The organism is Burkholderia mycopellens, assembly GCF_964265025.1.
In the GTDB taxonomy this organism is placed as follows: domain Bacteria; phylum Pseudomonadota; class Gammaproteobacteria; order Burkholderiales; family Burkholderiaceae; genus Burkholderia.
The window spans coordinates 880,396-902,030 of sequence record NZ_OZ183802.1; the positions used below are offsets into that span (position 1 = coordinate 880,396).

General features: G+C 67.1%; 27 protein-coding genes, 1 tRNA gene and 1 riboswitch. Of the genes, 16 read left to right on the forward strand and 12 right to left on the reverse strand.

The features are described from left to right. Nucleotides 1-24 precede the first annotated feature (24 nt). Nucleotides 25-858 carry a class II glutamine amidotransferase gene (locus ACPTTC_RS04095; protein WP_423393312.1) on the reverse strand — a complete coding sequence of 278 codons (834 nt, stop codon included), beginning with the start codon at nucleotides 856-858 and terminating at the stop codon, nucleotides 25-27. 210 nt (nucleotides 859-1,068) lie between these two features. Continuing rightward, on the reverse strand, nucleotides 1,069-1,398 hold the full coding sequence (locus ACPTTC_RS04100) for a carboxymuconolactone decarboxylase family protein (protein ID WP_043189451.1): 330 nt from the start codon (nucleotides 1,396-1,398) through the stop codon (nucleotides 1,069-1,071). A gap of 129 nt (nucleotides 1,399-1,527) precedes the next feature. Between ACPTTC_RS04100 and ACPTTC_RS04105 the strand changes: the two genes are divergently transcribed. From ACPTTC_RS04105 to ACPTTC_RS04145, 9 genes are all read left to right on the forward strand, one after another. Then, a complete protein-coding gene (locus ACPTTC_RS04105) occupies nucleotides 1,528-2,475 on the forward strand; it encodes a cupin domain-containing protein (RefSeq protein WP_423391627.1) in 948 nt (315 codons plus the stop codon). A gap of 103 nt (nucleotides 2,476-2,578) precedes the next feature. Continuing rightward, nucleotides 2,579-3,022 (forward strand): inner membrane protein YiaA, encoded by a 444-nt coding sequence (yiaA, locus tag ACPTTC_RS04110; RefSeq protein WP_226195448.1) that lies wholly within the window; start codon nucleotides 2,579-2,581, stop codon nucleotides 3,020-3,022. A 145-nt stretch (nucleotides 3,023-3,167) separates the two neighbouring features. Next, on the forward strand, nucleotides 3,168-4,232 hold the full coding sequence (locus ACPTTC_RS04115; protein ID WP_423391628.1) for a glycosyltransferase: 1,065 nt from the start codon (nucleotides 3,168-3,170) through the stop codon (nucleotides 4,230-4,232). A 66-nt stretch (nucleotides 4,233-4,298) separates the two neighbouring features. After that, on the forward strand, nucleotides 4,299-5,315 hold the full coding sequence (locus ACPTTC_RS04120; RefSeq protein ID WP_423391629.1) for a hypothetical protein: 1,017 nt from the start codon (nucleotides 4,299-4,301) through the stop codon (nucleotides 5,313-5,315). Further along, nucleotides 5,312-6,061: a hypothetical protein gene (locus tag ACPTTC_RS04125; RefSeq protein ID WP_423391630.1), complete on the forward strand. Its 750-nt coding sequence runs from the start codon at nucleotides 5,312-5,314 to the stop codon at nucleotides 6,059-6,061. The genes ACPTTC_RS04120 and ACPTTC_RS04125 overlap by 4 nt, the downstream gene beginning before the upstream one ends. Continuing rightward, entirely contained in the window at nucleotides 6,058-7,215 is a 1,158-nt protein-coding gene (locus ACPTTC_RS04130) for a hypothetical protein (RefSeq protein WP_423391631.1), read from the forward strand. Before ACPTTC_RS04125 ends, ACPTTC_RS04130 begins: the two co-directional genes overlap by 4 nt. Then, nucleotides 7,212-7,829 carry a phosphatase PAP2 family protein gene (locus tag ACPTTC_RS04135; protein ID WP_423391632.1) on the forward strand — a complete coding sequence of 206 codons (618 nt, stop codon included), beginning with the start codon at nucleotides 7,212-7,214 and terminating at the stop codon, nucleotides 7,827-7,829. The genes ACPTTC_RS04130 and ACPTTC_RS04135 overlap by 4 nt, the downstream gene beginning before the upstream one ends. Beyond that, on the forward strand, nucleotides 7,826-8,773 hold the full coding sequence (locus ACPTTC_RS04140) for a fatty acid desaturase family protein (RefSeq protein WP_423391633.1): 948 nt from the start codon (nucleotides 7,826-7,828) through the stop codon (nucleotides 8,771-8,773). The genes ACPTTC_RS04135 and ACPTTC_RS04140 overlap by 4 nt, the downstream gene beginning before the upstream one ends. 69 nt (nucleotides 8,774-8,842) lie before the next feature. Next, entirely contained in the window at nucleotides 8,843-9,250 is a 408-nt protein-coding gene (locus ACPTTC_RS04145; RefSeq protein WP_423391634.1) for a DUF3592 domain-containing protein, read from the forward strand. Between the two features lie 101 nt (nucleotides 9,251-9,351). On the opposite strand, the gene ACPTTC_RS04150 is transcribed toward ACPTTC_RS04145, so the two are convergent. The 9 genes from ACPTTC_RS04150 to ACPTTC_RS04190 form a co-directional block, all read right to left on the reverse strand. Next, nucleotides 9,352-9,428: transfer RNA gene (locus tag ACPTTC_RS04150), tRNA-Lys, on the reverse strand. Between the two features lie 108 nt (nucleotides 9,429-9,536). Beyond that, entirely contained in the window at nucleotides 9,537-10,286 is a 750-nt protein-coding gene (gene ybgF / locus ACPTTC_RS04155; protein WP_175966692.1) for a tol-pal system protein YbgF, read from the reverse strand. A gap of 19 nt (nucleotides 10,287-10,305) precedes the next feature. Next, nucleotides 10,306-10,818 (reverse strand): peptidoglycan-associated lipoprotein Pal, encoded by a 513-nt coding sequence (pal, locus tag ACPTTC_RS04160; protein ID WP_006484980.1) that lies wholly within the window; start codon nucleotides 10,816-10,818, stop codon nucleotides 10,306-10,308. Nucleotides 10,819-10,835: 17 nt separating this feature from the next. Then, the gene (tolB, locus tag ACPTTC_RS04165; RefSeq protein WP_423391635.1) at nucleotides 10,836-12,131 is read right to left on the reverse strand and encodes a Tol-Pal system beta propeller repeat protein TolB; all 1,296 of its coding nucleotides are present in this window, start codon (nucleotides 12,129-12,131) and stop codon (nucleotides 10,836-10,838) included. A gap of 109 nt (nucleotides 12,132-12,240) precedes the next feature. Next, nucleotides 12,241-13,293 (reverse strand): cell envelope integrity protein TolA, encoded by a 1,053-nt coding sequence (tolA, locus tag ACPTTC_RS04170; RefSeq protein WP_423391636.1) that lies wholly within the window; start codon nucleotides 13,291-13,293, stop codon nucleotides 12,241-12,243. Next, a complete protein-coding gene (gene tolR, locus ACPTTC_RS04175) occupies nucleotides 13,290-13,739 on the reverse strand; it encodes a protein TolR (protein WP_006484943.1) in 450 nt (149 codons plus the stop codon). The genes tolA and tolR overlap by 4 nt, the downstream gene beginning before the upstream one ends. A gap of 10 nt (nucleotides 13,740-13,749) precedes the next feature. Continuing rightward, nucleotides 13,750-14,427, reverse strand: a complete 678-nt coding sequence (gene tolQ, locus ACPTTC_RS04180) for a protein TolQ (protein WP_021157170.1) — start codon at nucleotides 14,425-14,427, stop codon at nucleotides 13,750-13,752. A 130-nt stretch (nucleotides 14,428-14,557) separates the two neighbouring features. Further along, nucleotides 14,558-15,043 carry a tol-pal system-associated acyl-CoA thioesterase gene (ybgC, locus tag ACPTTC_RS04185; protein WP_423391637.1) on the reverse strand — a complete coding sequence of 162 codons (486 nt, stop codon included), beginning with the start codon at nucleotides 15,041-15,043 and terminating at the stop codon, nucleotides 14,558-14,560. A gap of 108 nt (nucleotides 15,044-15,151) precedes the next feature. Further along, nucleotides 15,152-15,898, reverse strand: coding sequence for an SDR family oxidoreductase (locus ACPTTC_RS04190; protein WP_423391638.1), 747 nt, complete (start codon nucleotides 15,896-15,898; stop codon nucleotides 15,152-15,154). A 181-nt stretch (nucleotides 15,899-16,079) separates the two neighbouring features. Further along, nucleotides 16,080-16,180, forward strand: a riboswitch (ZMP/ZTP riboswitch). Between the two features lie 137 nt (nucleotides 16,181-16,317). Here ACPTTC_RS04190 and glyA point away from each other — a divergent pair. The 7 genes from glyA to ACPTTC_RS04225 all read left to right on the forward strand — a co-directional run bounded on the left by glyA (nucleotide 16,318) and on the right by ACPTTC_RS04225 (nucleotide 21,106). Then, nucleotides 16,318-17,565: a serine hydroxymethyltransferase gene (gene glyA, locus ACPTTC_RS04195; protein ID WP_069255884.1), complete on the forward strand. Its 1,248-nt coding sequence runs from the start codon at nucleotides 16,318-16,320 to the stop codon at nucleotides 17,563-17,565. 6 nt (nucleotides 17,566-17,571) lie between these two features. Beyond that, nucleotides 17,572-18,051: a transcriptional regulator NrdR gene (gene nrdR, locus ACPTTC_RS04200; protein ID WP_006476792.1), complete on the forward strand. Its 480-nt coding sequence runs from the start codon at nucleotides 17,572-17,574 to the stop codon at nucleotides 18,049-18,051. A 153-nt stretch (nucleotides 18,052-18,204) separates the two neighbouring features. Beyond that, nucleotides 18,205-18,768, forward strand: coding sequence for a GspH/FimT family pseudopilin (locus ACPTTC_RS04205; RefSeq protein ID WP_423391639.1), 564 nt, complete (start codon nucleotides 18,205-18,207; stop codon nucleotides 18,766-18,768). Then, nucleotides 18,765-19,175: a type IV pilus modification PilV family protein gene (locus tag ACPTTC_RS04210; protein ID WP_423391640.1), complete on the forward strand. Its 411-nt coding sequence runs from the start codon at nucleotides 18,765-18,767 to the stop codon at nucleotides 19,173-19,175. Before ACPTTC_RS04205 ends, ACPTTC_RS04210 begins: the two co-directional genes overlap by 4 nt. Next, on the forward strand, nucleotides 19,159-19,998 hold the full coding sequence (locus ACPTTC_RS04215; RefSeq protein ID WP_423391641.1) for a PilW family protein: 840 nt from the start codon (nucleotides 19,159-19,161) through the stop codon (nucleotides 19,996-19,998). Before ACPTTC_RS04210 ends, ACPTTC_RS04215 begins: the two co-directional genes overlap by 17 nt. A 203-nt stretch (nucleotides 19,999-20,201) precedes the next feature. Continuing rightward, complete coding sequence (locus ACPTTC_RS04220) at nucleotides 20,202-20,663, forward strand: hypothetical protein (RefSeq protein ID WP_423393313.1); 462 nt, start codon at nucleotides 20,202-20,204, stop codon at nucleotides 20,661-20,663. After that, the gene (locus tag ACPTTC_RS04225) at nucleotides 20,660-21,106 is read left to right on the forward strand and encodes a type IV pilin protein (RefSeq protein WP_423391642.1); all 447 of its coding nucleotides are present in this window, start codon (nucleotides 20,660-20,662) and stop codon (nucleotides 21,104-21,106) included. The genes ACPTTC_RS04220 and ACPTTC_RS04225 overlap by 4 nt, the downstream gene beginning before the upstream one ends. Before the next feature lie 57 nt (nucleotides 21,107-21,163). On the opposite strand, the gene ACPTTC_RS04230 is transcribed toward ACPTTC_RS04225, so the two are convergent. Beyond that, a complete protein-coding gene (locus tag ACPTTC_RS04230) occupies nucleotides 21,164-21,607 on the reverse strand; it encodes a DUF3318 domain-containing protein (protein ID WP_046545015.1) in 444 nt (147 codons plus the stop codon). Nucleotides 21,608-21,635: the final 28 nt, after the last annotated feature.

Consider the following 21,635-nt stretch of genomic DNA (forward strand, 5'->3'; position numbering starts at 1 on the left):
CGGCGCGAATGACGGCCCGCTGCGCTACTTGTGCCGCGGGCTGAACGGCCGCTGCTGCACATCGGCGCCCTGCGCGACGATCGCCGTGCTCTCGGGCACTTCCTCCCACGCACCCCGCAGGTCGACGAGCGGCTCGGACACGATCATGAACGCGTCGTCGCCGACTTCGGCGATGCGCGGGTTGTGCGGATACAGTTCGTGCAGGTGCTTGAACGACGTGCTGTGGAACAGCGAACGCGATTGCCGTTCGCTCGAATATCGCACCGCGATGATCCGTTCGCCGTCGGTCGCGCAGATCGTCATGTTGAGCGGGGCGGCCACGCGATGCCGCGCGGCGGTTTCCTCGACCACGCCGGCCATCCGCTCGAGCGCGGGCAGCGGCGTCTGCTCGAGGCCGTAGGTCAGCGCAAGGCGGAACATCAGTTCGGAGTCGGTCGAGCCTTCGAGCGTCGGGAACAGCGCGGGATCGACCGTCATCGTCAGGTCGCGGCGCAGCTTGTGGAAGTCGCGGATCAGCCCGTTGTGCGCAAACAGCCAGCGGCCGTGGCGGAACGGGTGGCAGTTGGTTTCCTGCACGGGGGTATCGGTGGCCGAGCGGATGTGCGCGATGAACATCGGCGAGCGGATCGCGCGTGCGGCTTCGCGCAGGTTGCGGTCGTTCCACGCGGGATGCACGGAGCGGTAGCGGAACGGGAGTTCGTCGGGACGCCCGTACCAGCCGATGCCGAAGCCGTCGCCGTTGGTGGTCGTCGCCCCCAGCTCCGAATGCAGGCTCTGGTCGATCAGCGAATGCTTCGCGCGGAACAGTACGGTTTCGAGATGAATCGGATTACCCGTATAGGCGAGCCAGCGGCACATGGAGCGCTCCTTCACGATGGATCGTTCGCGCATGGTAGCCGACTTCGCGGCGCGTCCGTGCTTGTGGGCAGCCCCGCAGGTCATTCGGGCAGGCACGCTGGCCAATCGTCATACGTCGCTTGCCTGCCCGGCTGCGCGATGCGCAACCGGGCGGCCATGCAGCCGTGCGCCGCCGTACGCCATACGGCGGCAGCGCCGCGGCCGTCGGGCTCAGTCGCCGAGCGCGTCCATCACACGCGCCGAATAGACGAGCGCCGCACCCGCGTTCAGCGCAATCGCGACGCCGAGCGCTTCCGCCACTTCCTCCTTGGTCGCGCCATGCTTGGCCGCTTCCGCGGTGTGCACGGCGATACAGCCGTCGCAGCGCGTCGTGACGGCGACCGCGAGCGCGATCAGTTCGCGCGTCTTCGCGTCGAGATGGCCTGTCTTGGCACCGGCGCCTGACAGCGCCTTGTAGCCGGCCAGCGTATCGGGCGACAGCTTCGCGATCTCGCCGATGCGCGTCGAGAGTTCCTTCCGGTATTCGTTCCAGTTCAGCATGATGCGTCCTTTCGAGAAGAGGTGGGGAGGGCGGCGGGCGCCGCGATCTCGGGCGATGCAGGGCTATTCTGATCGTTCGCGCTGAGGGTTTCGATACGCTAGAGTGTCAATTTTTAGCGCGATCGTCTCATGGATGCGTTGAGTCAACTACTGTCGCTGGGCCGCAGCCATGTCGAGCTCGACGTGCGCTGCCTGCTCGACGGGCCGTTCGCGATGCCGCACGACCCGCTGCCGTCCGGCGAGGCGGCGTTTCACCTGGTGCTGGCCGGGACCTGCCGGCTGCGTACCGCGGACGGGCGCACGCTGCAGCTCGCCGACGGCGATTTCGTGCTGCTGCCCGCAGGCGGTGCGCACGACCTGCTCGACGCGGGGGCCGGCCGGTCGCGGCCGGGTGCGCCGCTGCGCGAACCGGGCGCCGCCGTCGGCGCGGTGCTGCCGGTCAAGTCGAATTTCGATCCGGCCAACCCCGGCGGCGCGAGCGTGGACCTGCTGTGCGGACGGTTCGTCTATGCGCGCGGCGCGGGCGAGCTGCTGATGCGCACGCTGCCGCAGGTGCTGCATGTCGGGTTGCGCGAGGCATCGGGGTTCGCGCCGCTGCAACTGCTGACGAGCGTGCTGCGCACCGAGGCGTCGAACGGGCAGCCGGGCGCCGGCGCGATCGTGAACGCACTCGGCCAGGCGCTGCTCGCTTACGCATTGCGCGCTTACGGTCGGGGCGCGCGCGTGCCGTCCGGCTGGCTCGCGCTTGCGGCCGACGCGCGGCTCGGCCCGTCGGTCCAGGCCGTGCTGCAGGCGCCGGAGAAACCGTGGACGGTCGAGTCGCTCGGCGACGCAGCCGCGATGTCGCGAGCGACGTACGCGCGGCATTTCCGCGAGCGGGCCGGGATGAGCGTCGGCGCGTTCGTCGCGCAGATCCGGATGATGCATGCATGCGCGCTGCTGCAGGACACGCAGCGCGGGCAGGCGGAGATCGGGCAGGCGGTCGGTTACCAGTCCGAGGCCGCCTTCGGCAAGGCGTTTCGCGCGGTGCTCGGCACGACGCCGGGGCGCTGGCGGCGGGCCCAGCGCGAATTGTAAGACTGCAAGCTCGGCTGTCTTGCCGCGTGCCGAAGCTGGTACCATGCGCGAAACGCAGTTCAACGAAAACGATTTCGAACAAGAAGAAAGAGAGGGCAAAGCAATGAACCAGACTACCATCCAGCAGCCGTCGTTCGCGTTCGTGGCCGCGTCGTGGGCCGCGCTGCTCGCCGGTTTCGCGGCATTCCTGATCGGTCTCTGGAACGCGGGCATGCAGCTCAACGAGAAGGGCTACTACTTCACCGTGCTGGTGTTCGGTCTCTATGCGGCAATCTCGCTGCAGAAAAGCGTCCGCGACCGTGCGGAAGGCATTCCCGTCACCGGCATCTACTACGGCCTCAGCTGGATCGCGCTGCTGCTGTCGATCGCGCTGCTGGTCGTCGGCCTCTTCAACGCGACGCTGCAGTTGAGCGAGAAGGGCTTCTACGCAATGTCGTTCGTGCTCGCGCTGTTCGGTTCGGTGGCCGTGCAGAAGAACACGCGTGACCTGCAGAACGCGAAGCCGCGCTATACCGACGCCGAATCGGCGCCGTCCGCCCAGGAGTGACGGCCCGCGAAGCGGGCGCCTTCCACTTCCAGGCTGCCCGTCTTGCGATGACGGTCGCGGGCGACCCGCATGCGCCGATGCGCCGCGGGCTCCTCGCCCATTCGTTTCATCCATGCCGGTGCGCATGAGGATGGAGATATTCCGGATGCCAGATTTCACAGAAACCACGCGGCACACCCGTGCGGCTGCCCGCGCCGTGGCGGCGCAGACTGCGCTCGTGCTGGAGACGAACAACCTGCGCGGCGGCGCGGGGCTCGCGCAGGCCGTCGACAGCCTGAAGCGCCTCGTATCGGCGCTGTCGAAGCAGACCGTACCGCCCGCGGCACTCGCTCAATGGATCATCACGCACGACGGACTGCCGGCCGATGTGTGCGCGGAGATCGCCGCGCTGGCCGGCCGCCCGATCGACTTCGTCGAGATCGGCGCAAGCACCGGCTACTACGATGCGAAGAACGACGGGTTCGACCGCGTCGACGCGGCCCGCTGCGACATCGTCGTGTTCGGCGATGCCGATTGCCGGCCGGCCGACGACTGGCTCGAGCACCTGCTCGCACCGTTCGCGCGTGAAGCCGGCGAGGCGCCCGTCGCGGTGGCGGGGCGCACCAGCTATGCGCCGAACGTGCTCGGCATCGCGCTGACGTCGATCGATTTCATGTATTTCCCGAGCCCGCTGCGCGACGGTGCGACGCGCAACTTCTACGCGAACAACGTCGCGTTCCGGCGCGAGGTATTCGCGCGATTTCGCTACGAGCCGCTCGACGGCGTCTATCGCGCGCATTGCCAGGTGATGGGGCTGCGGATGCAGGCGGCCGGCGTGGCCGTCGAGTTCGCGCCGGCGGCCCACACCGAGCATCGGCTGCCGGACACGCATCGCGAATCGCTGAAGCTGCGCTGGATGCGCGGCGAGGATAGCGTCGGTCTGACACCGTATCTCGTGAACGCGTACCTGCCGCGCGGCTGGCAGTGGCTCGGCCGCAGCGGCCCGCTCGGCCCGTTCTGCGTGATGGCCATGCGGCTCGGCTACAGCCTGCGCGCGCTGAATCGCCAGCAGTTGCCGCAGCTTGGCGCCGTCCGCTATCTCGCGGCTGTCGGCGTCACGATCGCGGCGTCCGCCGTCGATACGCTCGGTGCGCTCGCGCGCGGTTTCGGTCTCGCGGGACGCGCATCGGCCCGGCGCGATCTCGAAGCGCTGTCCTATCACCGTCATTGAAACGGCGCCGCACGTCGCGGCGCAGTCACGACACTCCGACACCCTGCATCTATCCCGACAACGACCATGCCTTCTCTCGCCGCCCGTGTTGCCTGCCTCGCCCTGTTTGCCGCCAGCGCCGGCGCCCATGCCGCGCCGGTCGATCATGCGGGGCGCGGAATCTACCACTTTGCGTCGCAAAGCGGCTGCCCGTTCGCGAACTCGGCCGCGACGGACTGCAATCGCGTCGCGCTCGATGCGCCAGACGTTCACGCGAGCATCGATACCGACACGCACGCGATCGTCTTCTCGAGCGATGCGACGCGCCGCACGAAGGACGTGCTCGGCGACGTGCTGCTGCAGGGCACGGGCGTCGACGGCGACGGCCGGCGCGTGCCGTTGAGTGTGCATGTGCTGCTGCGTCGTGACGGCGCGAAATGGGACCGCGACGTGTACGTCCATGCGCCCGTGCACGGCACGTTCACCGATGTCCGGATCGATCCGTATCGCGTGCGCGTGAAGGAGGGCGACGGCGAGCGCGACGTGCTCACGCCGGACGAAACGCTGGCGCTGTTCGCGCATCCGTCGCTTGCATCGCGGCTCGCGCGGCATCTCGTGAAGGTGAGTGCGACCGATCCGAAGCAGCCGTCCGCGGACGACATCACGATCGCGCTTGGCGTGGGCGGCCTGACGAAGTCGGTCGCGCGTGCGAGCTTTACGTCGAACGCGCCGCACGATGCCGACGTCGATCGCGCACTCGCATCCGGCACGTGGACGATTCGTTTCGATGCGCTGAGCAATCACATTCCGGTGTGGGTCGCTCAGCGGGAGTTGTTCCTGTTCGGCCTCGACGGTAGCGCGCTCGTGAAGGACATGCGTGCACGCGGCTTCCGGAAGAACGACCGGATCGAATTCGGCGCGCGTGACGGCAACGGCTATCTGCGCGTCAACGGCCGCGAGGAAGCCTTTGCGGGTGCGACCGCCTCCGCGCACGCGTTCATGCAGGAAAGCTTTATCGGCCTGATCCTCGGATGGCGTCGCGATCCGGCCGCCGTTGCGGCGCCCGTGGCGAAATCCGCGTCCATTCGGGGCGTGCCGGCATGACCGCGGCTGGCGAACTGCCGGCGTCGCCGCAGGCGGCGCACGATGCACGCTTCGACTGTCTCGATGCGCCCGTGCCGCGCGGTGCGGCGCGGGTGCGCGCGTACCTCGTCGATCGCATCAAGCGGGCGGCGATCCGGCAGCTGCATCGCAGCACACATGGCGAACGCTGGGTGCTGCGAATGTACCTGATCGGCGAGGAAGCGACCGAATGCGCGTTGCACGAGGACTGGACCGGACAGCCGCCGGACTGGCTTGCGCCTCGGATCGAGCAGCATCTCGCGGACGAGCGTCGCCACGCGGCCGCGTTCGCCGATGCGCTGCGCGAGCGTGGCGTCGCGCCGTCGGCTGCACCGCATGAGCCCGACTGGCTGAGCCGGCGCAAGATCATGCGATGGCGCCGGCTCGCGCAGCGCCATGCGCCCCGTTTCTCGCAAGGCGTGCTCGTGCCGGCCTATGCGACGGGTCTGTGCGCGGAACAGATGGCGATGCGCGTGCTCGCTCGCCATTGCGAGACGATCGGCGCCGCGCATCCGCTGTATCCGTTGCTCTCGCGCGTGCTCGCCGACGAGACGCGGCATGTCAGGCTTTGCTCGGATACGCTGCGCCGCCTCGTTGCGCCGTCCGAGGCCGCGCATCTCGCCGCGTTGCTGGATGAGATCCGCGCGATCGAAGCCGGTTTCGGCGTGACGGGTGCGCTGGCGATGGTGGCGGCCGGCTGGCTCCAGTCGCTTCGTCCGCGCGCATGATGCCGCGGATCGTCTATCTCGCGACGGCCGACGCACGCGGCCACCTGATGCGCGCGCAACTGCTCGTGCATGCGTTGCGTGCGGCGGGCGCGCGGGTCGACGTGCTGACGACGTCCGACGCAGGGCAGGCGTTCCTGGCTGCGTTCGACATCGATGCGGCCGTGCTGTCCCGTCACTACGCGGTGCAGTTCGACGAACGGCAGAACATGCTGCGCGACGCGACCGATCGCAATGTCGCGCACTATGTGTTCAGGCCGACGCGCATGCTGCGCGACATCGTGCGGCTGCGAGCGATGGTCCGCGATGCCGATCTCGTGATCAACGACTCGTTTCATCCGGCGCTGCTGTTCATGGGCGCGATGCCGGGCTGGCGGCGCCGCATCGTCCATGTTTATGGCGGAAGCCTGCGCCGTGCGTTGACCGCGAATTTCGATGCGCGGCTGCCGCGCGCACTGGCGCGTGCTTTTGCACGGATCGTCGACTGGCAGATCGATTCGGCGCGGTGCTGCATCGAGCACGATTTCGCATACGATGCCGCCGATGAAGTCCGGCGATCGTGCACGCATTACCGGCTGCCGACGCCGGTGCCGATCGTCGCCGGGCGGCCGGCGTCGGAACCGGCTGCAGCGGCGATTTATCTGAACCCGCACTTTCGCGATGTCGCGCTCGCCGATGCGTTGTCGGCCGGCATGCGCGACGCAGGAATCGCCACCCACCGTGTGGGCGAAGGCTATGCCGGGCATGACGGCTGGACCGGTGTCGACGCCGACTGGGTGACGCACGCCGCTCATGCACCGCTGATCGTGTCGGCGCCCGGCATGGCTGCGCTGTCGATCGCACGCGTGTATCACCGCCCGATCCTGCTCGTGCAGTCCGATCAGCCCGAGCAGGCGAGCAACGCCGAGCGCGCCGCGCGGTTGCAACTCGTGCATCGGGTCGTCACGTGGCGCGGCGACGCGGCCGCGTTCCGGCGGGAAGTCGGGCAGGCTGCAGCCGAACTGATGCGCAATCCCGGCACGCAGGCAGGGACGGTCGCCGGTCGCGAGCATGCGCGTGCACGTGTGGACGCATGGACGTCGCGCCTCCTGGCGCTGCATCCGCGTGCACAGGTGACCGATGCGCAGACTCGATGCGAGGCGCCGGCGCCACGATGAATTCGCTGTCGTTTCGTGACGATCGCCGGCCCGATATCCGGCAGATGCTGGCCGCGGCGTTCGGCATGGCCGCCGGCCTCGCGATCTTCTTTTTGCTGGAGCGCAGCGTCACGCCGCGCTATGTGTTCGCCACGGCGATCGATGCGCGGATTCCGTTCATCGCGTGGTCGTGGTTCGTCTATGTCGGCTTCTTTCCGTTCGTGATTGCGCTTGCCGCCTATGCGCGGCCGCCCGCGTTCGCCGCGTTCAAGGAGGCCGTGCTGATCGCGTTCGTGCTCGGTGTCGCGTGCTTCCTGATGTTTCCGGAAGCCGTGCCGCGGCCCGACGTCGCGGAGATCGGCAACGCGTTCGTGCGCCACCGTCTCGCGCGCATGTGGCAGCTCGATCTCGCGGCCAACGGCTTTCCGAGCCTGCATGTCGCGGTGACGTGCCTTGCCTGCCGGATGCTGGCGGACCGCCGGCGGCTCGTGACAGTGGCGGTCGGCCTGCTGATCTGCACGTCGACGCTGACGCTCAAGCAGCATACGCTGGCCGATGTGCTGGGCGGCGTGGCGCTCGCGATGGCCAGTGCGCTGTGGGTCGAGCGGCGTGCGCTGCGCAGGAGGTTCGCATGACGGATGCCCATGTTCACCACGCCGGGCCGAATGTCGAGCTTGCGCGGTTCGTGCCCGATCCCGCGCTGTTTCGCGTGAGCGCGTTGCGAGTCGGCGCGGCGCTGGCGGGCGACTGGCTGATGATTGCCGCTGCGTTCGCGGCTGCGATCGCGTTTGCGCATCCGCTCGCGTACGCGTTGGCCGCGATCGTGATCGCGCGCAGCCAGCTTGCGCTCGCGGTCATGATGCACGAAGGCGCGCACGGGTTGCTGGCGCGGAATCGGCACGTCAATGACGCGCTGGGCCAACTGTTCGCGGCCGGCCCGTTGTGGCTGTCGCTGCGTACGTATCGTGCAGGCCATCTGAAGCACCACCGCGCACCGATGGAGCAGGACGATCCCGTCGCGCTGCTGTTCGGCGTGCACGACTATCCGGTAACGCGCGGGCGGCTGATCGGCCGCCTGCTCGCGTACGCGTGCGGGATCGGCTACGTGACGAGTGTCGTGAAGCTCGCCCGCGGCGCGTTTGCCCACGCGTTGCCGAAGGTCGGGAAATCGCGCGCGTATGCCGCGTGGGAAGTCGTATCGATGCTGGCCGGCAACGGTGTGCTGTTCGGCGCGCTCGCATGGGCCGGACATCCGTTGCTGTACGTGACGCTGTGGATCCTGCCGTCCGTCACGCTGTTGCCGCTCGCCGGGCAGGTGCGCGCGATCTTCGAGCATGCGGGGCTGCCGGCCGGTGCCGACCAGAGCCGCAACGCGCGCACCATCGCCCGGCGTTCATGGCAGACGTTCCTGTTCGGCCCGCACGCGATTCATTTTCATATCGAACATCACCTGTTCACGCGGATGCCGTTCCATAACCTGCGGGTCGTGCATCGGCAACTCGCCGAACAACAGTTGCTGCCGGTCGGCAATCTGTACGCGGGATATGGGGCGGTGCTGCGCGACGTCAGTGTGCGCTGACGCACGGGCCGTGCATTGCCGGCCCCGTCCGGTGTGGGAGTCATGAGCGGATCGAAATCCGGAAACAGGATGGCCGACGAGACCGGGAGGTGCAATTACGTGGCGCCGGCCATCGGCGTGATCCTGGCGGTGTGGAGCGCGGCATCGATCGACGAACGGTTCGCTTTCATCGAGGCGTCTGTTGCCGTGCAGGGAACGGTCGTCCGGTTGACTCACGGCGAGCATCACCCACTGATCGAGTTCGTGACGAAGGCTGGCGAGCGCGTATCGTTTCCGGGGAGCTTCGTGACGGTGGAGGTCGGTGACACGGTGCCGGTTCGCTATGATCCGGCCAGGCCGCTGGCCAGCGCAAGAGTCGACACGTTCACGAACCTATGGCTCGAGTCGATCATCTCGATCGCTTTCACGATCGCGTTTCTTTACGCCGGCTTGAAGGGAGAGACGCTTCTACCGAAGCCGGGGGGAGGGCGCGACTGAGTGTGTGCGGGCATCATCGCGATGCCGCGCGTCGACGCAGAAGCGCCAGACGCAAAAAAGCCTCCACTTGGGAGGCTTTAATTTGCACTATCAAAGATAGTTGGTAGGGTGGGAGGGACTCGAACCCTCGACTCTCTGATTAAAAGTCAGATACTCTAACCAACTGAGTTACCACCCCACGTTCTTGAAACCGGTTGGTTCGTTGCTTCAACAACGTTGCAAGCGACCCAAAGAGCAAAAGATTATAGCGACGGGTTGCCAGGCTGTCAACAACCCGCCGCGATAATTATTTGATCGTCTCGAGCTTGCCCTGCGCGGTCTGCGCAGCGTTCGACCCGGCATACTGCGAAACGACCTGCTCGAACGTCTTCTTCGCGGCCGCCTTCTGGCCTTGCTCGAGCTGGTTCGTGCCGATCGCCACGAGGGCGTCGGCCGCGCGCGGGTGCTGCGGGAACTTGCTGACGATCCCTTGCCACGTAGCGGTCGAGCCGCGGTAGTCGCGCAGCGCGTATTGCGCATTGCCGTACCAGTACTGCGCGGTCGGCTGGTAGGGGCTCTGCGGATACTTCGCGATGAACGCGCGGAACGACGCGGCCGCCGCCTTGAAGTTGCCGTTGCGGAACTGCTGCTGCGCCGCATTGAGCGCATCCGTTTCACCCGGCTGCACGGTGCCTTCGACACCATCGATCGTCGCCTGCTGCGGCTCGAACTTCTTGAGCCGCGTGTCGAGATCCTGGTAGTACTCCTTCTGCTGCCGCTCGAGCGTCGTCAGCCGGTTCGTCAGATCCTCGTTCTCGCCGCGCAGCGTCGCGACCTGCTGGTTCAGCTGGTCGAGACGGCCGGATTGATCGAGGATCGTCCGCTGCGCCGCCGACAACTGGTTCGCCAGGTTGTCGGTTTTGCTGCGCAGATCGAGCACGGCGCGGCGCGCTTCGTTGTCGTCGAACACGCCGGCGTGCGCCGGCGCGGCCGACCACGCCGCGCCGGCGACGCAGAATGCTGCGGCAACGCGCAGCAGGGATACACGGTGCGTCATACGGCGATTCTTCCGTTACTTACTGTTGGTAGACGAGGTCGGCGCGACGGTTCTGCGCCCACGATGCTTCGTCGTGACCCGTTGCCTGCGGCTTTTCCTTGCCGAGGCTCACGGCTTCCATTTGCGAATCGTTCACGCCGAGCAGTGCCATCGCACGACGGACGGCTTCCGCACGCTTCTGGCCCAGCGCGAGGTTGTACTCGCTCGTGCCGCGTTCGTCGGTGTTGCCCTGGATCAGCACGTGGCGTTGCGGGTGGCTCTTCAGGTACTGAGCGTGCTGCTGCATCAGCGGCTGGTACTCGTCCTTCACCGAATAGCTGTCGAAGTCGAAGTAGATGCTGCGCTTCGCGAGCGGGCTGTTCGGGTCGTTCAGCGGATCGACGTTCACTTGCGCGACGTTGTCGGCGCTCGGTTGCGTGCTGACTGCACCCGCGTTGTTTGCCTTGTCGTCGAGCTTCACGCCCGACTTGCACGCTGCGAGCGCGCTGATCATCATCACGGCCAGGGCCAGACGAGCTTTATTCGACATCATGTTTACTCTCCTTGTGGTCATTGCATGAAGGGCCCCCACGACGGCTCACGAACGGAGCCGCCCTGGACGGACAGGATTTGCGGCGGCGCGCTGCCGTCGGAGGGCACTGCTGCCAGAACATTGCGACCACCCGACTGGGTAGCGTACAGAAGGTACTGGCCGTTTGCCGCGAAGCTCGGCGATTCGTCGCGATTCGTATTCGTGATGGCGTTCGCCGCGCCGGTCTGCAGATCCTGAACGTACAGCTTGAAGCCCCCGCCCGTGCGGGAGATGTAAGCGAGCAGCTTGCCGTCCGGGCTGATGCGCGGACTCGTGTTGTAGCTGCCCGTGAAGGTCACGCGCTGCGCGGCACCGGCGCTTTCGCCCTGTGCGGGCATCCGGTAGATTTGCGGCGCGCCGCCGCGATCGCTCGTGAAGTAGATCCAGCGGCCATCCGGCGAGTAGAACGGCTCGGTGTCGATCGAGCTGCTCTGCGTGAGGCGGCGCAGGCCGCCGCCCGTCGAGTTGACCGTATAGATTTGCGTATTGCCCGTCAGCGACAGCGCGACGGCCAGCGTGTTGCTGTCCGGCGACCAGGCCGGTGCGCTGTTGTTGCCCTTCTGGTCGGAGACGATGTAGCGGCGGCCGGTCGGCAGGTCGTGGATGTAGACGATCGGCTTCTTGCGCTCGAACGACACGTACGCGACCTTCGTGCCGCTCGGCGACCACGACGGCGAGATGATCGGCTCGGTGCTCGACAGCGCGATGCGCGGGTTCTGGCCGTCCGAATCCGAGATCTGCAACTGGTAGCGGTTACCGGTCTTGATCACGTACGACAGGCGCGTGGCGAACACGCCGCGCACGCCGAGCAGCTTCTGGTAGATGTAGTCGGCGATCTTGTGGCCGGCCGTGCGCAGCGTGGTGTCGGTGGCCGTCAGCGACAGGCCGCCGAGGCTTTGCTGTTTCACGGTGTCGTACAGGATGAAGTTGACCTTGTACTGGCCGTTCGCCTCGCGGTTCACGCTGCCGGCGACGAACGCATTGGCGCCCTTGGCCTTCCATGCGCCGAGATCGACCGAGGCGGTCTCCGGCACCGGCGTGCTGCCCGCGTCGATGTTGGTGAATTTGCCGCTGCGGGCGAGGTCGGCACGGACGATCGACGTGACCTGCTGCGGCAGGTTCGCCTCGTTCGCGAAATTCGCGGTGGCGATGGGGAACTGGGTCGACCCGACACCGGTGATCAGCACGTTGACCTGGGCGTTAGCGGCGCTGCCCGCCGTAATCAGACACGAGGCCACGAGTGCCCTGAAACCTAGCTTTGTCATCAAACTCATGCTTCTTGCTTCCCGTATGGCTTGGATCGCTGCGCAACGGCAGAGACAGTAAAAATACCCGATTCGTTCCCGTCCGACAGCGATGCCCGGAGTGTAAGCGCATTTCCTTTCACTCCGCCGCCTTGAAGGTAATCGTAATGTCCGACGGGGTACGACCGTTAGAATCGGGCGGCAACGGGATCGATGCGTGGATCGCATTGACCACGGCTTGATCCCACCCCGAATTCCCGCTGGAGCGGGAAACCGATGCGCTCAATACGTCACCGGACGGCGTGCACCGAATCTTGACGACGGTGGTCAGGCCTGCTCGCTCGCCACCCCAAACGATGTTCGGTTTGACGCGGCGGCGCACCTTGTCGGCATAGCCGGGCGTTGCGGCATTGCCGCCTGAGCCCGTGCCCGTGCCGCTTTTCGCGAGGCCTTCGCCGCCGCCTTCACCGGCGCCGGACAGGCCCTGCATCTGTGCCAGGCGGGCGCTGCGCTCGCGGTCGAGCTTCGCGTTCGCCGCCGCATTGGCCTTCGCGCGCGCCGTGGCTTCGGCCTTCGCCTTGGCCTGGGCTTCCGCCTTTGCCTTCGCGGCCGCGTCGGCCTTCGCCTTCGCCGCCTGCTGCGCTTCGAGCTGCGCCTGCTTCTGCTGCTGGAGTTTCTGCTGTTCGAGCTTCTGCTGCTCGGCGAGCTGCTGTTGCTTGAGCTTGTCGGCCTGCTTCTGCTTGTCGCGTTCCGCGGCCTTCTGCGCGGCGAGCGCGGCTGCCTGCGCTGCGAGCTGCGCGCGTCGGGCTTCCTCTTCCTGCTGGGCCTTCAGTTGCTGCGCGCGGCGCTGCTGTTCGAGCAGCGCTTCACGCGCGGCGGCTTCCTGCTGCCGCTTCTTCTGCTGCAGCGCGATGTCGGCCTGCTCGTCGCGCACCGGGGGAGCGGGCGGCGCGACCTTCACGGGCGGTGCCGGTGTGACAACGGGCCGCGGCGCGGGGACATCGGGCACCTCGGTCCACAGCTCGGCTTCGGCGCCCGCCGGGGTGCTGTTCTGCCACTGCACGCCGTGATAGAGGAACAGCGCGAGCAGCACGTGCATCAGCGCGGCGAGCGCGAATGCGCGCCAGGTGCCCCGCTCGCGGGGAGGTCGAGGCGGGTAGGCGGAGCTGCGCGTGGATTGCTGCCGGTTCATTGCGATTTGACGAGGAGGCCGACGCGCTTGACGCCGCGCGCCTTCAGATCGGACATCACGGTCATGACTGCATCGTACTGCACGGTCTTGTCGGCCGCGATCACGACCGGCTGGTCGGGATGGTCGGCCTGCCGGGCCGAAATGAAGCTGTCGAGCTCGGCCTTCGTCATCGTGTCTTCCTGGGTCGCGCCCGAGTCGCCCTTGTACTTGACGCTCATCGTGCGATCGGCCTTGATGTTGACGACGACGGGCGGCGTCTGCTCCTGCGGCGCGGCGTTGCCGACGGTCGGCAGGTTGATGATCGACGGGGCGACGAGCGGTGCGGTGACCATGAAGATCACGAGCAGCACCAGCATCACGTCGATGTACGGCACGACGTTGATGTCGGCCATTGCGCGGCGCGAGCGGCCGCCGCGCATGCTGGATCGGATGGGACTTCCTGCCATGGCGCGCTCCTTACTGGGCCTGACGCTGCAGGATGTTCGAGAACTCTTCGATGAAGGTCTCGAAACGGATCGCGAGGCGGTCGATGTCGTGCGCGTAGCGGTTGTACGCGACCACCGCCGGAATCGCGGCGAACAGGCCGATCGCGGTGGCGACGAGCGCCTCGGCGATGCCCGGGGCGACGTTCGCGAGCGTGGCCTGCTGCACGTTCGCGAGGCCGCGGAACGAGTTCATGATCCCCCAGACCGTGCCGAACAGACCGATGTACGGGCTGACCGAGCCGACCGATGCGAGGAACGCGAGGTTCGCCTCAAGTACATCCATTTCACGCTGGAACGACGCGCGCATCGCACGGCGTGCACCGTCGAGCACGAGGCCCGGATCGCTGATGCGCTTTTCCTTCGCCTTCAGGAACTCGCGCATGCCCGATTCGAAGATCCGCTCGAGCGCGCCGATCGTGTGGCGGTTGTTGGCGGCGCTCTGGTACAGCGCCTGCAGGTCGCCGCCCGACCAGAAATCCTTCTCGAAGCGTTCGGTCTGCGCGCGTGCGCGGCGGATCGCAAACCACTTGCGGAAGATGAAGGTCCACGACATCAGCGACAGCAGCAGCAGCAGCCCCATCACGGCCTGGGCCAGCACGCTCGCGTTGAGGACGAGGGAAATGATCGACAGGTCTTGAGAAGTGTTCATAGAGGTTTGAGTAACGTCCCTTCGGGGCGTCCGGTATGCGTGCGGCGCGGCGCGCCGGCCATGCCTGACGCCGAACCTTGCTTAGTATCGAATCAGAAAGGCAAGTTCATGGGCTTTGTCTAAACGGGGCTCAGGCGAGCTTCGTTGACAATACAGTCTGCCCGGTTTCGATGACGGGCCCGCGCTGCAGCGCGTCGAGCACGACCGGCGGGATGGCCGCGGGCCGGATGCCGGTACGGTCGACGCAGCCGAGACGGATGTGTCCGGCCACGAGCAGCGTGTTCCCGCACCAGGCTTCCTGTGTGAATTCCACCGATGCGCGGCCGATGCGTCCGGGCTGGCTCGTGATCGCCAGTGTGTCGTCGAGTCGCGCCGGTGCGCGGTAGTCGAGCGACGTGCTGCGGACGACGAAGATCGCGTCGGCATTGTCGGCGAGCTGACGCTGGTCGATGCCGCATGCGCGCAGCCACTCGGTGCGGGCGCGTTCGAAGAACTTCAGGTAGTTGGCATAGAAGACGATGCCGCCTGCGTCGGTATCCTCGTAGTACACGCGCACCGGCCAGATGAAGCCGGAGGGCGCTTCCGGCGAGCGGGTAGGCTGGGTCATGGCGCGCATTCTACCGGAAGGCGGAAGCCGGATTCGTAACGGTTTCGTAACGGAATGTAGTACGGCGTAGCATGCCGCGGGCCGGCCGGAGGCGGGCCCGCGGCTGCATGCGACGGCTCAGCCACGATGAATCGCGAGGCCGGCCGGTGCCTGGGCGACCGGCATCATCTCGATCGTGTTGATATTCACGTGCGCCGGGCGCGTCGCGATCCAGTAGATCGTGTCGGCGATGTCCTCGGCCGTGAGCGGCTGGACGTTCTGGTAGACGTTCGCCGCCTTCGCGTCGTCGCCGCGGAAGCGGACGTTCGAGAATTCTGTGCCGCCGCACAGGCCCGGCTCGATGTCGGTCACGCGCAACGGCGTACCGATCAGGTCGGCGCGCAGGTTCAGGCTGAATTGTCGGACAAAAGCCTTGGTCGCGCCGTATACGTTTCCGCCCGGATACGGATAGGTGCCGGCGACCGAGCCGAGATTGAAGATATGGCCGCGGCCCCGCGCGATCATGCCGGGCAGTAGCGCGTGCGTGACCGTGACGAGGCCCGTGCAGTTCGTGTCGATCATCGTGTGCCATTCGTCGAGGCTGGCCTTTTGGGCCGGCTCGACACCGAGCGCGAGGCCGGCGTTGTTGACGAGCACGTCGAGTGCTGCGAATTCGGCTGGAAGGGCGGCCGGCACGGCCTCGACGGCCGCGCGGTCGCGGACGTCGAGCTCGAGCGGCAGAAGGGAATCGCCGAGTTCGGCGGCGAGCGCATCGAGACGATCCTTGCGGCGCGCGGTCGCGACGACGCGGTGGCCTCCGTTGACGAAGGCACGGGCGATGGCGGCGCCGAAGCCGGCGGACGCGCCTGTGACGAACACGATCATTGCTGCTCCTGGTCGATGACAAAATAGCGGGTAAGTATCCCGCAAGCCTACTGAGATTGCCGCACCGCGGCAAGGCGGCAAAGCGTTCCCGCACGGGCGCGCAGAGTCTGGCCCCAATGGCTTCCGGCGCACCGCCGGGCGGTTGCCTATTCATGACGCATCCAATACACTAACGCGCTCATCACCCCTGCGTGACTGGCGATAGAACCCTTCGGGTTCAAGGTGGAGCATCCCACCGTGAAGCGCGGGGCGCCGTTCTTGCCGTTCGCCTGGGCAGCCGTTGTGCGCCGTCGCGTGCATTGCCGGTGGCTGTCCTGCCTCGCGTCATACGGATTCCTCCGCCACGTCGAGCTGGTCCCGCCAGCAGCGCACCGTACTCGGCCGCTCCGGTCAACCTGTACACACTTAACGGAAACCGTATGTTTGACAGAGCCCAAAGCACCATTGCGAACGTCGATCCCGAAATCTTTGCCGCGATCGAGCAGGAAAACCGCCGCCAGGAAGATCACATCGAGCTGATCGCGTCGGAAAACTACACGAGCCCGGCGGTGATGGCCGCGCAGGGTTCGCAACTCACGAACAAGTACGCGGAAGGGTATCCGGGCAAGCGTTACTACGGCGGCTGCGAATACGTCGATGTGGTCGAGCAGCTGGCGATCGATCGTGTGAAGCAGCTGTTCGGCGCGGAAGCCGCGAACGTGCAGCCGAACTCGGGTTCGCAGGCGAACCAGGGCGTGTTCTTCGCGATGCTCAAGCCGGGCGACACGATCATGGGCATGAGCCTCGCGCACGGCGGCCACCTGACGCACGGCTCGCCGGTGAACATGTCGGGCAAGTGGTTCAACGTGGTGAGCTACGGCCTGAACGAAAACGAAGACATCGACTACGAAGCAGCCGAGAAGCTGGCGCAGGAACACAAGCCGAAGCTGATCGTCGCGGGCGCGTCGGCGTTCTCGCTGAAGATCGATTTCGAACGCCTGGCGAAGATCGCGAAGTCGGTCGGCGCATACCTGATGGTCGACATGGCGCACTACGCCGGCCTGATCGCGGCAGGCGTGTATCCGAACCCGGTGCCGCACGCCGACTTCGTGACGACGACCACGCACAAGAGCCTGCGTGGCCCGCGCGGCGGCGTGATCCTGATGAAGGCGGAGTACGAGAAGCCGATCAATTCGGCGATCTTCCCGGGGATCCAGGGCGGCCCGCTGATGCACGTGATCGCGGGGAAGGCGGTGGCGTTCAAGGAAGCGCTGTCGCCGGAGTTCAAGGCGTACCAGGAGAAGGTGGTCGAGAACGCACGGGTGCTGGCCGAAACGCTGGTGAAGCGGGGGCTGCGGATCGTGTCGGGCCGTACGGAAAGCCACGTGATGCTGGTGGACCTGCGTGCGAAGCACATCACGGGCAAGGCAGCGGAAGCGGCACTGGGCGCGGCGCACATCACGGTGAACAAGAACGCGATCCCGAACGATCCGGAAAAGCCGTTCGTGACGAGCGGTATTCGTCTGGGCTCGCCCGCGATGACGACGCGCGGCTTCGGTCCGGCGGAAGCGGAACAGGTGGGCAACCTGATCGCGGACGTGCTGGACAACCCGGAAGATGCAGCGACGATCGAGCGCGTGCGTGCGCAGGTTGCCGAGCTGACCAAGCGTTTCCCGGTCTATCGCTGATCGACGATGCGCTGCCCGTTCTGCCGGCATGACGACACGCAGGTCGTGGATTCCCGCGTGTCCGAAGATGGCGCCGCGATCCGGCGGCGCCGTCGCTGCTCGGCTTGCGACAAGCGCTTCACGACGTACGAGCGGGTCGAGTTGTCCCTGCCGTTCGTCGTGAAGAAGGATGGCAGCCGCACGGAATTCGACCGCCGCAAGATCGTCGCCAGCATGCAACTCGCGCTGCGCAAGCGGCCCGTTGCTGCCGACGCGATCGACGCGGCGGTCGCCCGCATCGAATATCAACTGCTCGCGACAGGCGAGCGCGAAGTGCGTAGCGAGAAGCTCGGCGAACTCGTGATGAACGAGTTGCGCGGCCTCGATACGATCGCTTATGTCCGTTTCGCATCGGTGTATCGCCGGTTCGAGGACGTTTCCGAATTTGCCGACGTGATCGAAGAGTTCCGTCGCGCCTCTCCCGCCAAGACTCCGCGTAAGCGCTGACGCGCTGCGTCCGTTCATCGTCTTCTCCGTTGGGTCAGTTCGCGCCGATTGTGTCGGTCGCGATCGCATGCCGCCAGTCGGCCATTCGGCAAATGGTGCGCGTCCGCACGCGTCGCTACAGTCGTCGCATCACCTTGGCGAAGGACGACTGCGATGGGACTGCACGCTCCCCCCCTGAAAAATCTGTTGCGACGCTCGAGCGGGTTCACGCTCGCCGAGCTGATGGTCGCCATCTCGCTGGCGGCCGGGCTGGCGCTCCATGCGGCGCCCGCATTCGACCAGTGGCGCATGCGTGAGCGTGTGGACGCACGCTCGCGTGCGTTGCTCGGTGCGCTGTCGTTTGCACGTACCGAGGCGGCGCGTCTTGGCGTGCGCGTTACGCTGTGCCGGGCCGGGAGCGGCAGCACCTGTCTGCGCGCCGGCGAGCGGTGCGGTTCGGCCGAATGGTCGTGCGACTGGATCGTCAGCGGGCAGGTCGACGGGCGGTCGCGCGTGCTGAGGCGCTATCCGCGCGATGCCGACGTGGCCGTCGCGGGTGCCGCGCACGATCTCGCGTTCGCGCCGCCGGCCGGTCAGGCAATCGGTGGTATCCGGCGCTTCGAATTGCGTCCGCGACGCGACTTGCCGGGCGGTGACGACGCGCATGTATCGCGTTGCGTGCGGATTGCGGCCGGCGGTCGGGCACGGGTTGTCGCCGGCCGCTGCGACGCGGCGTGAGCGCCATGCGCAACGCCATGCGCGGCACGTCGCTGATCGAAGCGATGCTGGCCATCGCGCTGCTCGCGACCGTGATGCTGGCCGTGGCGGGCAGCCAGCTTGCGATGGCGCGTGCGCAGCGCGCGACGATCTGGCGCGAACGCGCGCTGTGGATGGCCGATGCGCGTATCGAGCGCTTGCGCGTGGCCGCGCAGGCCGACGATGGCCTCGCGGCGCGGGCCGCGGCGACGCTGCCCGGCGGCGCGATGTTGCGCGGTGACGGGCCGGGTGGCGTCCGCTACGCGGTTGTCGGCTGGCGCGGCGGCAATGCGGCTACCGGGCCGCGATGCGACGCGGCGGGCAGGTCGGTGCAACCGCCATCGTGCGTCCGGATTCCGTATCGGGAGGCTGATGCCGATGCACGCTGATCGCCGCATGCGTGCGCATACGCTGCTTGAAGTGCTGATTGCGATGACCGTCGGTCTGCTCGTGCTTGCGGCGGCCGGTGCGCTGTACCACGCGCAGCGCGTCGCACAGCGGCGCGCGGACGACGGGTTCCGGATGCGCGACGCGGCCGGCACCGCACTGTTGCTGATTGGCCAGGAGATCCAGATGGCAGGATTCCGGCCGCTCGATGCGGAAGCGATGTCGTCGTTGCCGCCGGTGTTCGGCTGTTCGATGGCGCGCGTGAGGGGCGATGGCGCACAGGTCCGGTGCGAGCCCGTGCGCGCTGCGTCGGACGCGCTGCTGATCCGCTACGTCGGCGATGCCGTGTCGACGTGGCCCACCGTCAGCGGCCAGGTGTCGGATTGCCTCGGGCAGGGTGTCGGCGTGCCCGGCGAACGTGCGCCGGTGGAGAACCGCTTCGATGTGCACACCAGTCCGTCGACGGGCGAGCCTGAGCTGTATTGCGAAGGAAACGGCCGTCCGGGTACGCCGCAGCCGGCCGTGTCGGGAATCGATCAGTTGCGGTTGCGCTATCTTCGCCACGGCGGCACGCAGTTTGTCGATGCCGATGCACTGCGCGGTGACGACTGGCGCGATGTCGTGGCCGTGCATGTCTGCGTGCGGGCGCGCGGCGAACTGGCGGGCGAGCCGGTGCGGCATGTCGATTGCGACGGCCGCACTGCCGTTGCGCAAGACGGCCGTGCGCGTCTGACGCTCGATCGCATCGTCGCGCTGAGGAATGCCGTGCGCGCATTCGACGGTACATCGCGCGATGCGATCGATGAACGCGAGGTGCTGCGATGAGCGGAGCGGGGCAGTATGCGCGGGAGGGGTCGCGATGCGCCGCGACACGCAACAGGCATGAGCGAAGCGAAACAAGCGGTGACGTTCTTCGGCAGGCTGCAGGTGCGAAAGTCCTGATGGCGAGCCGGCAAGCGCCGCACATACGATCGCGGTCAGCCGTCCGCGCTCGGCGTCGCGCAGCGGGCCTTGCATTGCCCGCGGTGATCGCGGTTGGCGCGGCGGTAGCGGCACTGACAGGCACGTGGTTCGAAGCCGCACTGACGGAATCGCGCCGCACGCGCGCGTTGTCCGACCGGCTGGTCGCATTCCACGCGGCCGATGCCGCGCTTGCTGCGTGTACCGCGCGATTGCGCCGGGGCTCGGCGGTCTACGTGAGCGAAGGCGCGTCGCACGCGGAGCCCGACGCGTGGCGGCGTATGCCGGCGCTGGCGGCCGCCGAAGCGTTCGCACCGTTCGCCGGATGGCCGATGGCTGCGCAACCGCCTCGATGCCTGATCGAAGCGTGGCGCGGAGCAGGGCCGGCCGGCGGCCGCGCTTACGTCGTCACCGCGCGTGGCGTGGGTGCGCATGCATCGAGCGCCGTCTGGCTGCAGCATCAGGTCGCGATCCGCGACGGACACATCGTCGCGTTGCACTGGCGTCGCGTCGCGACGGCGCTTCGGTGAACGGTCGCACGTCGGTGTACCGCTCGGCGGGATTCACGTTGATCGAGCTGATGATCGTGCTCGCGATCGTCGCCGTGCTGGCCGCGTGGGGCATCCCGTCGTATCGCGAGCATGTCGTGCGCGTTCATCGCGCGTCGGCGGTCACCGCGTTGTACCGGGCGGCCCAATATCTCGAAACACTGGATGGTGTGCCGCCTTCGGCATTGCCGATGGCGCTCACGCAAGCGCCGCCGAATGGGCGCGCGATCTATCGAGTGGCGCTCAGGCGGCCGGACGGCGGCGATTCACCGGTGAGTTACGAACTGGAGGCAATCCCGTTCGACCCGGGCCCGATGCATGACGATGCGTGCGGTGCATTCACGCTGCGCTCGGACGGGACGAAAGGCAACGTGCGGAGTGATGGCGCCGACGGACAGGTCGCGGCGTGCTGGGGTGCGCGTTGAGTTCGGAGGGAAGGTGCGCACACGGCGCTTGGCCGTGTGCGCGCGGGATGCCGACGGTCAGTCGTCGTGCGTGTCGAGCCCGCGCTCGTCGCGGGATTGCTTCCAGATCCGGTAGACCTCCCATGCCGCGAAACCGAGGGTGCCCCACTTCAGCGCGGGCCCCGCGCTCGCGCGCAGCAGCGAGCGAACGGGTTTTGCGAGCACGAGCGATGCGAGCGAGCTCAGCATCGGATACTGGTTGACGAGCTGGCCGAGGCTCGCGTTCAGGTTCTTGGCAGACTGGCTGAACTTGTTGCTGGACAGGCCGGGGATGAACACCTTGAGCCAGCTGAAGCGCGTGACGGCCTGGCGCATTTCGCCGGCGGCTTCCGCGAGTTCGAGCCGCTCGACTTCGGATCGCAGGATCAGCAGTTCCTTGCGGAGCGCGCGATGCTGCGACGCGCTCCAGTTCGATCGCGACGAATGGGAGCGGGGTGAATTGCCCGTGACGTTCTGGCTCATGGCGCGTCGGCGAAGTAGGTGGGAGGGG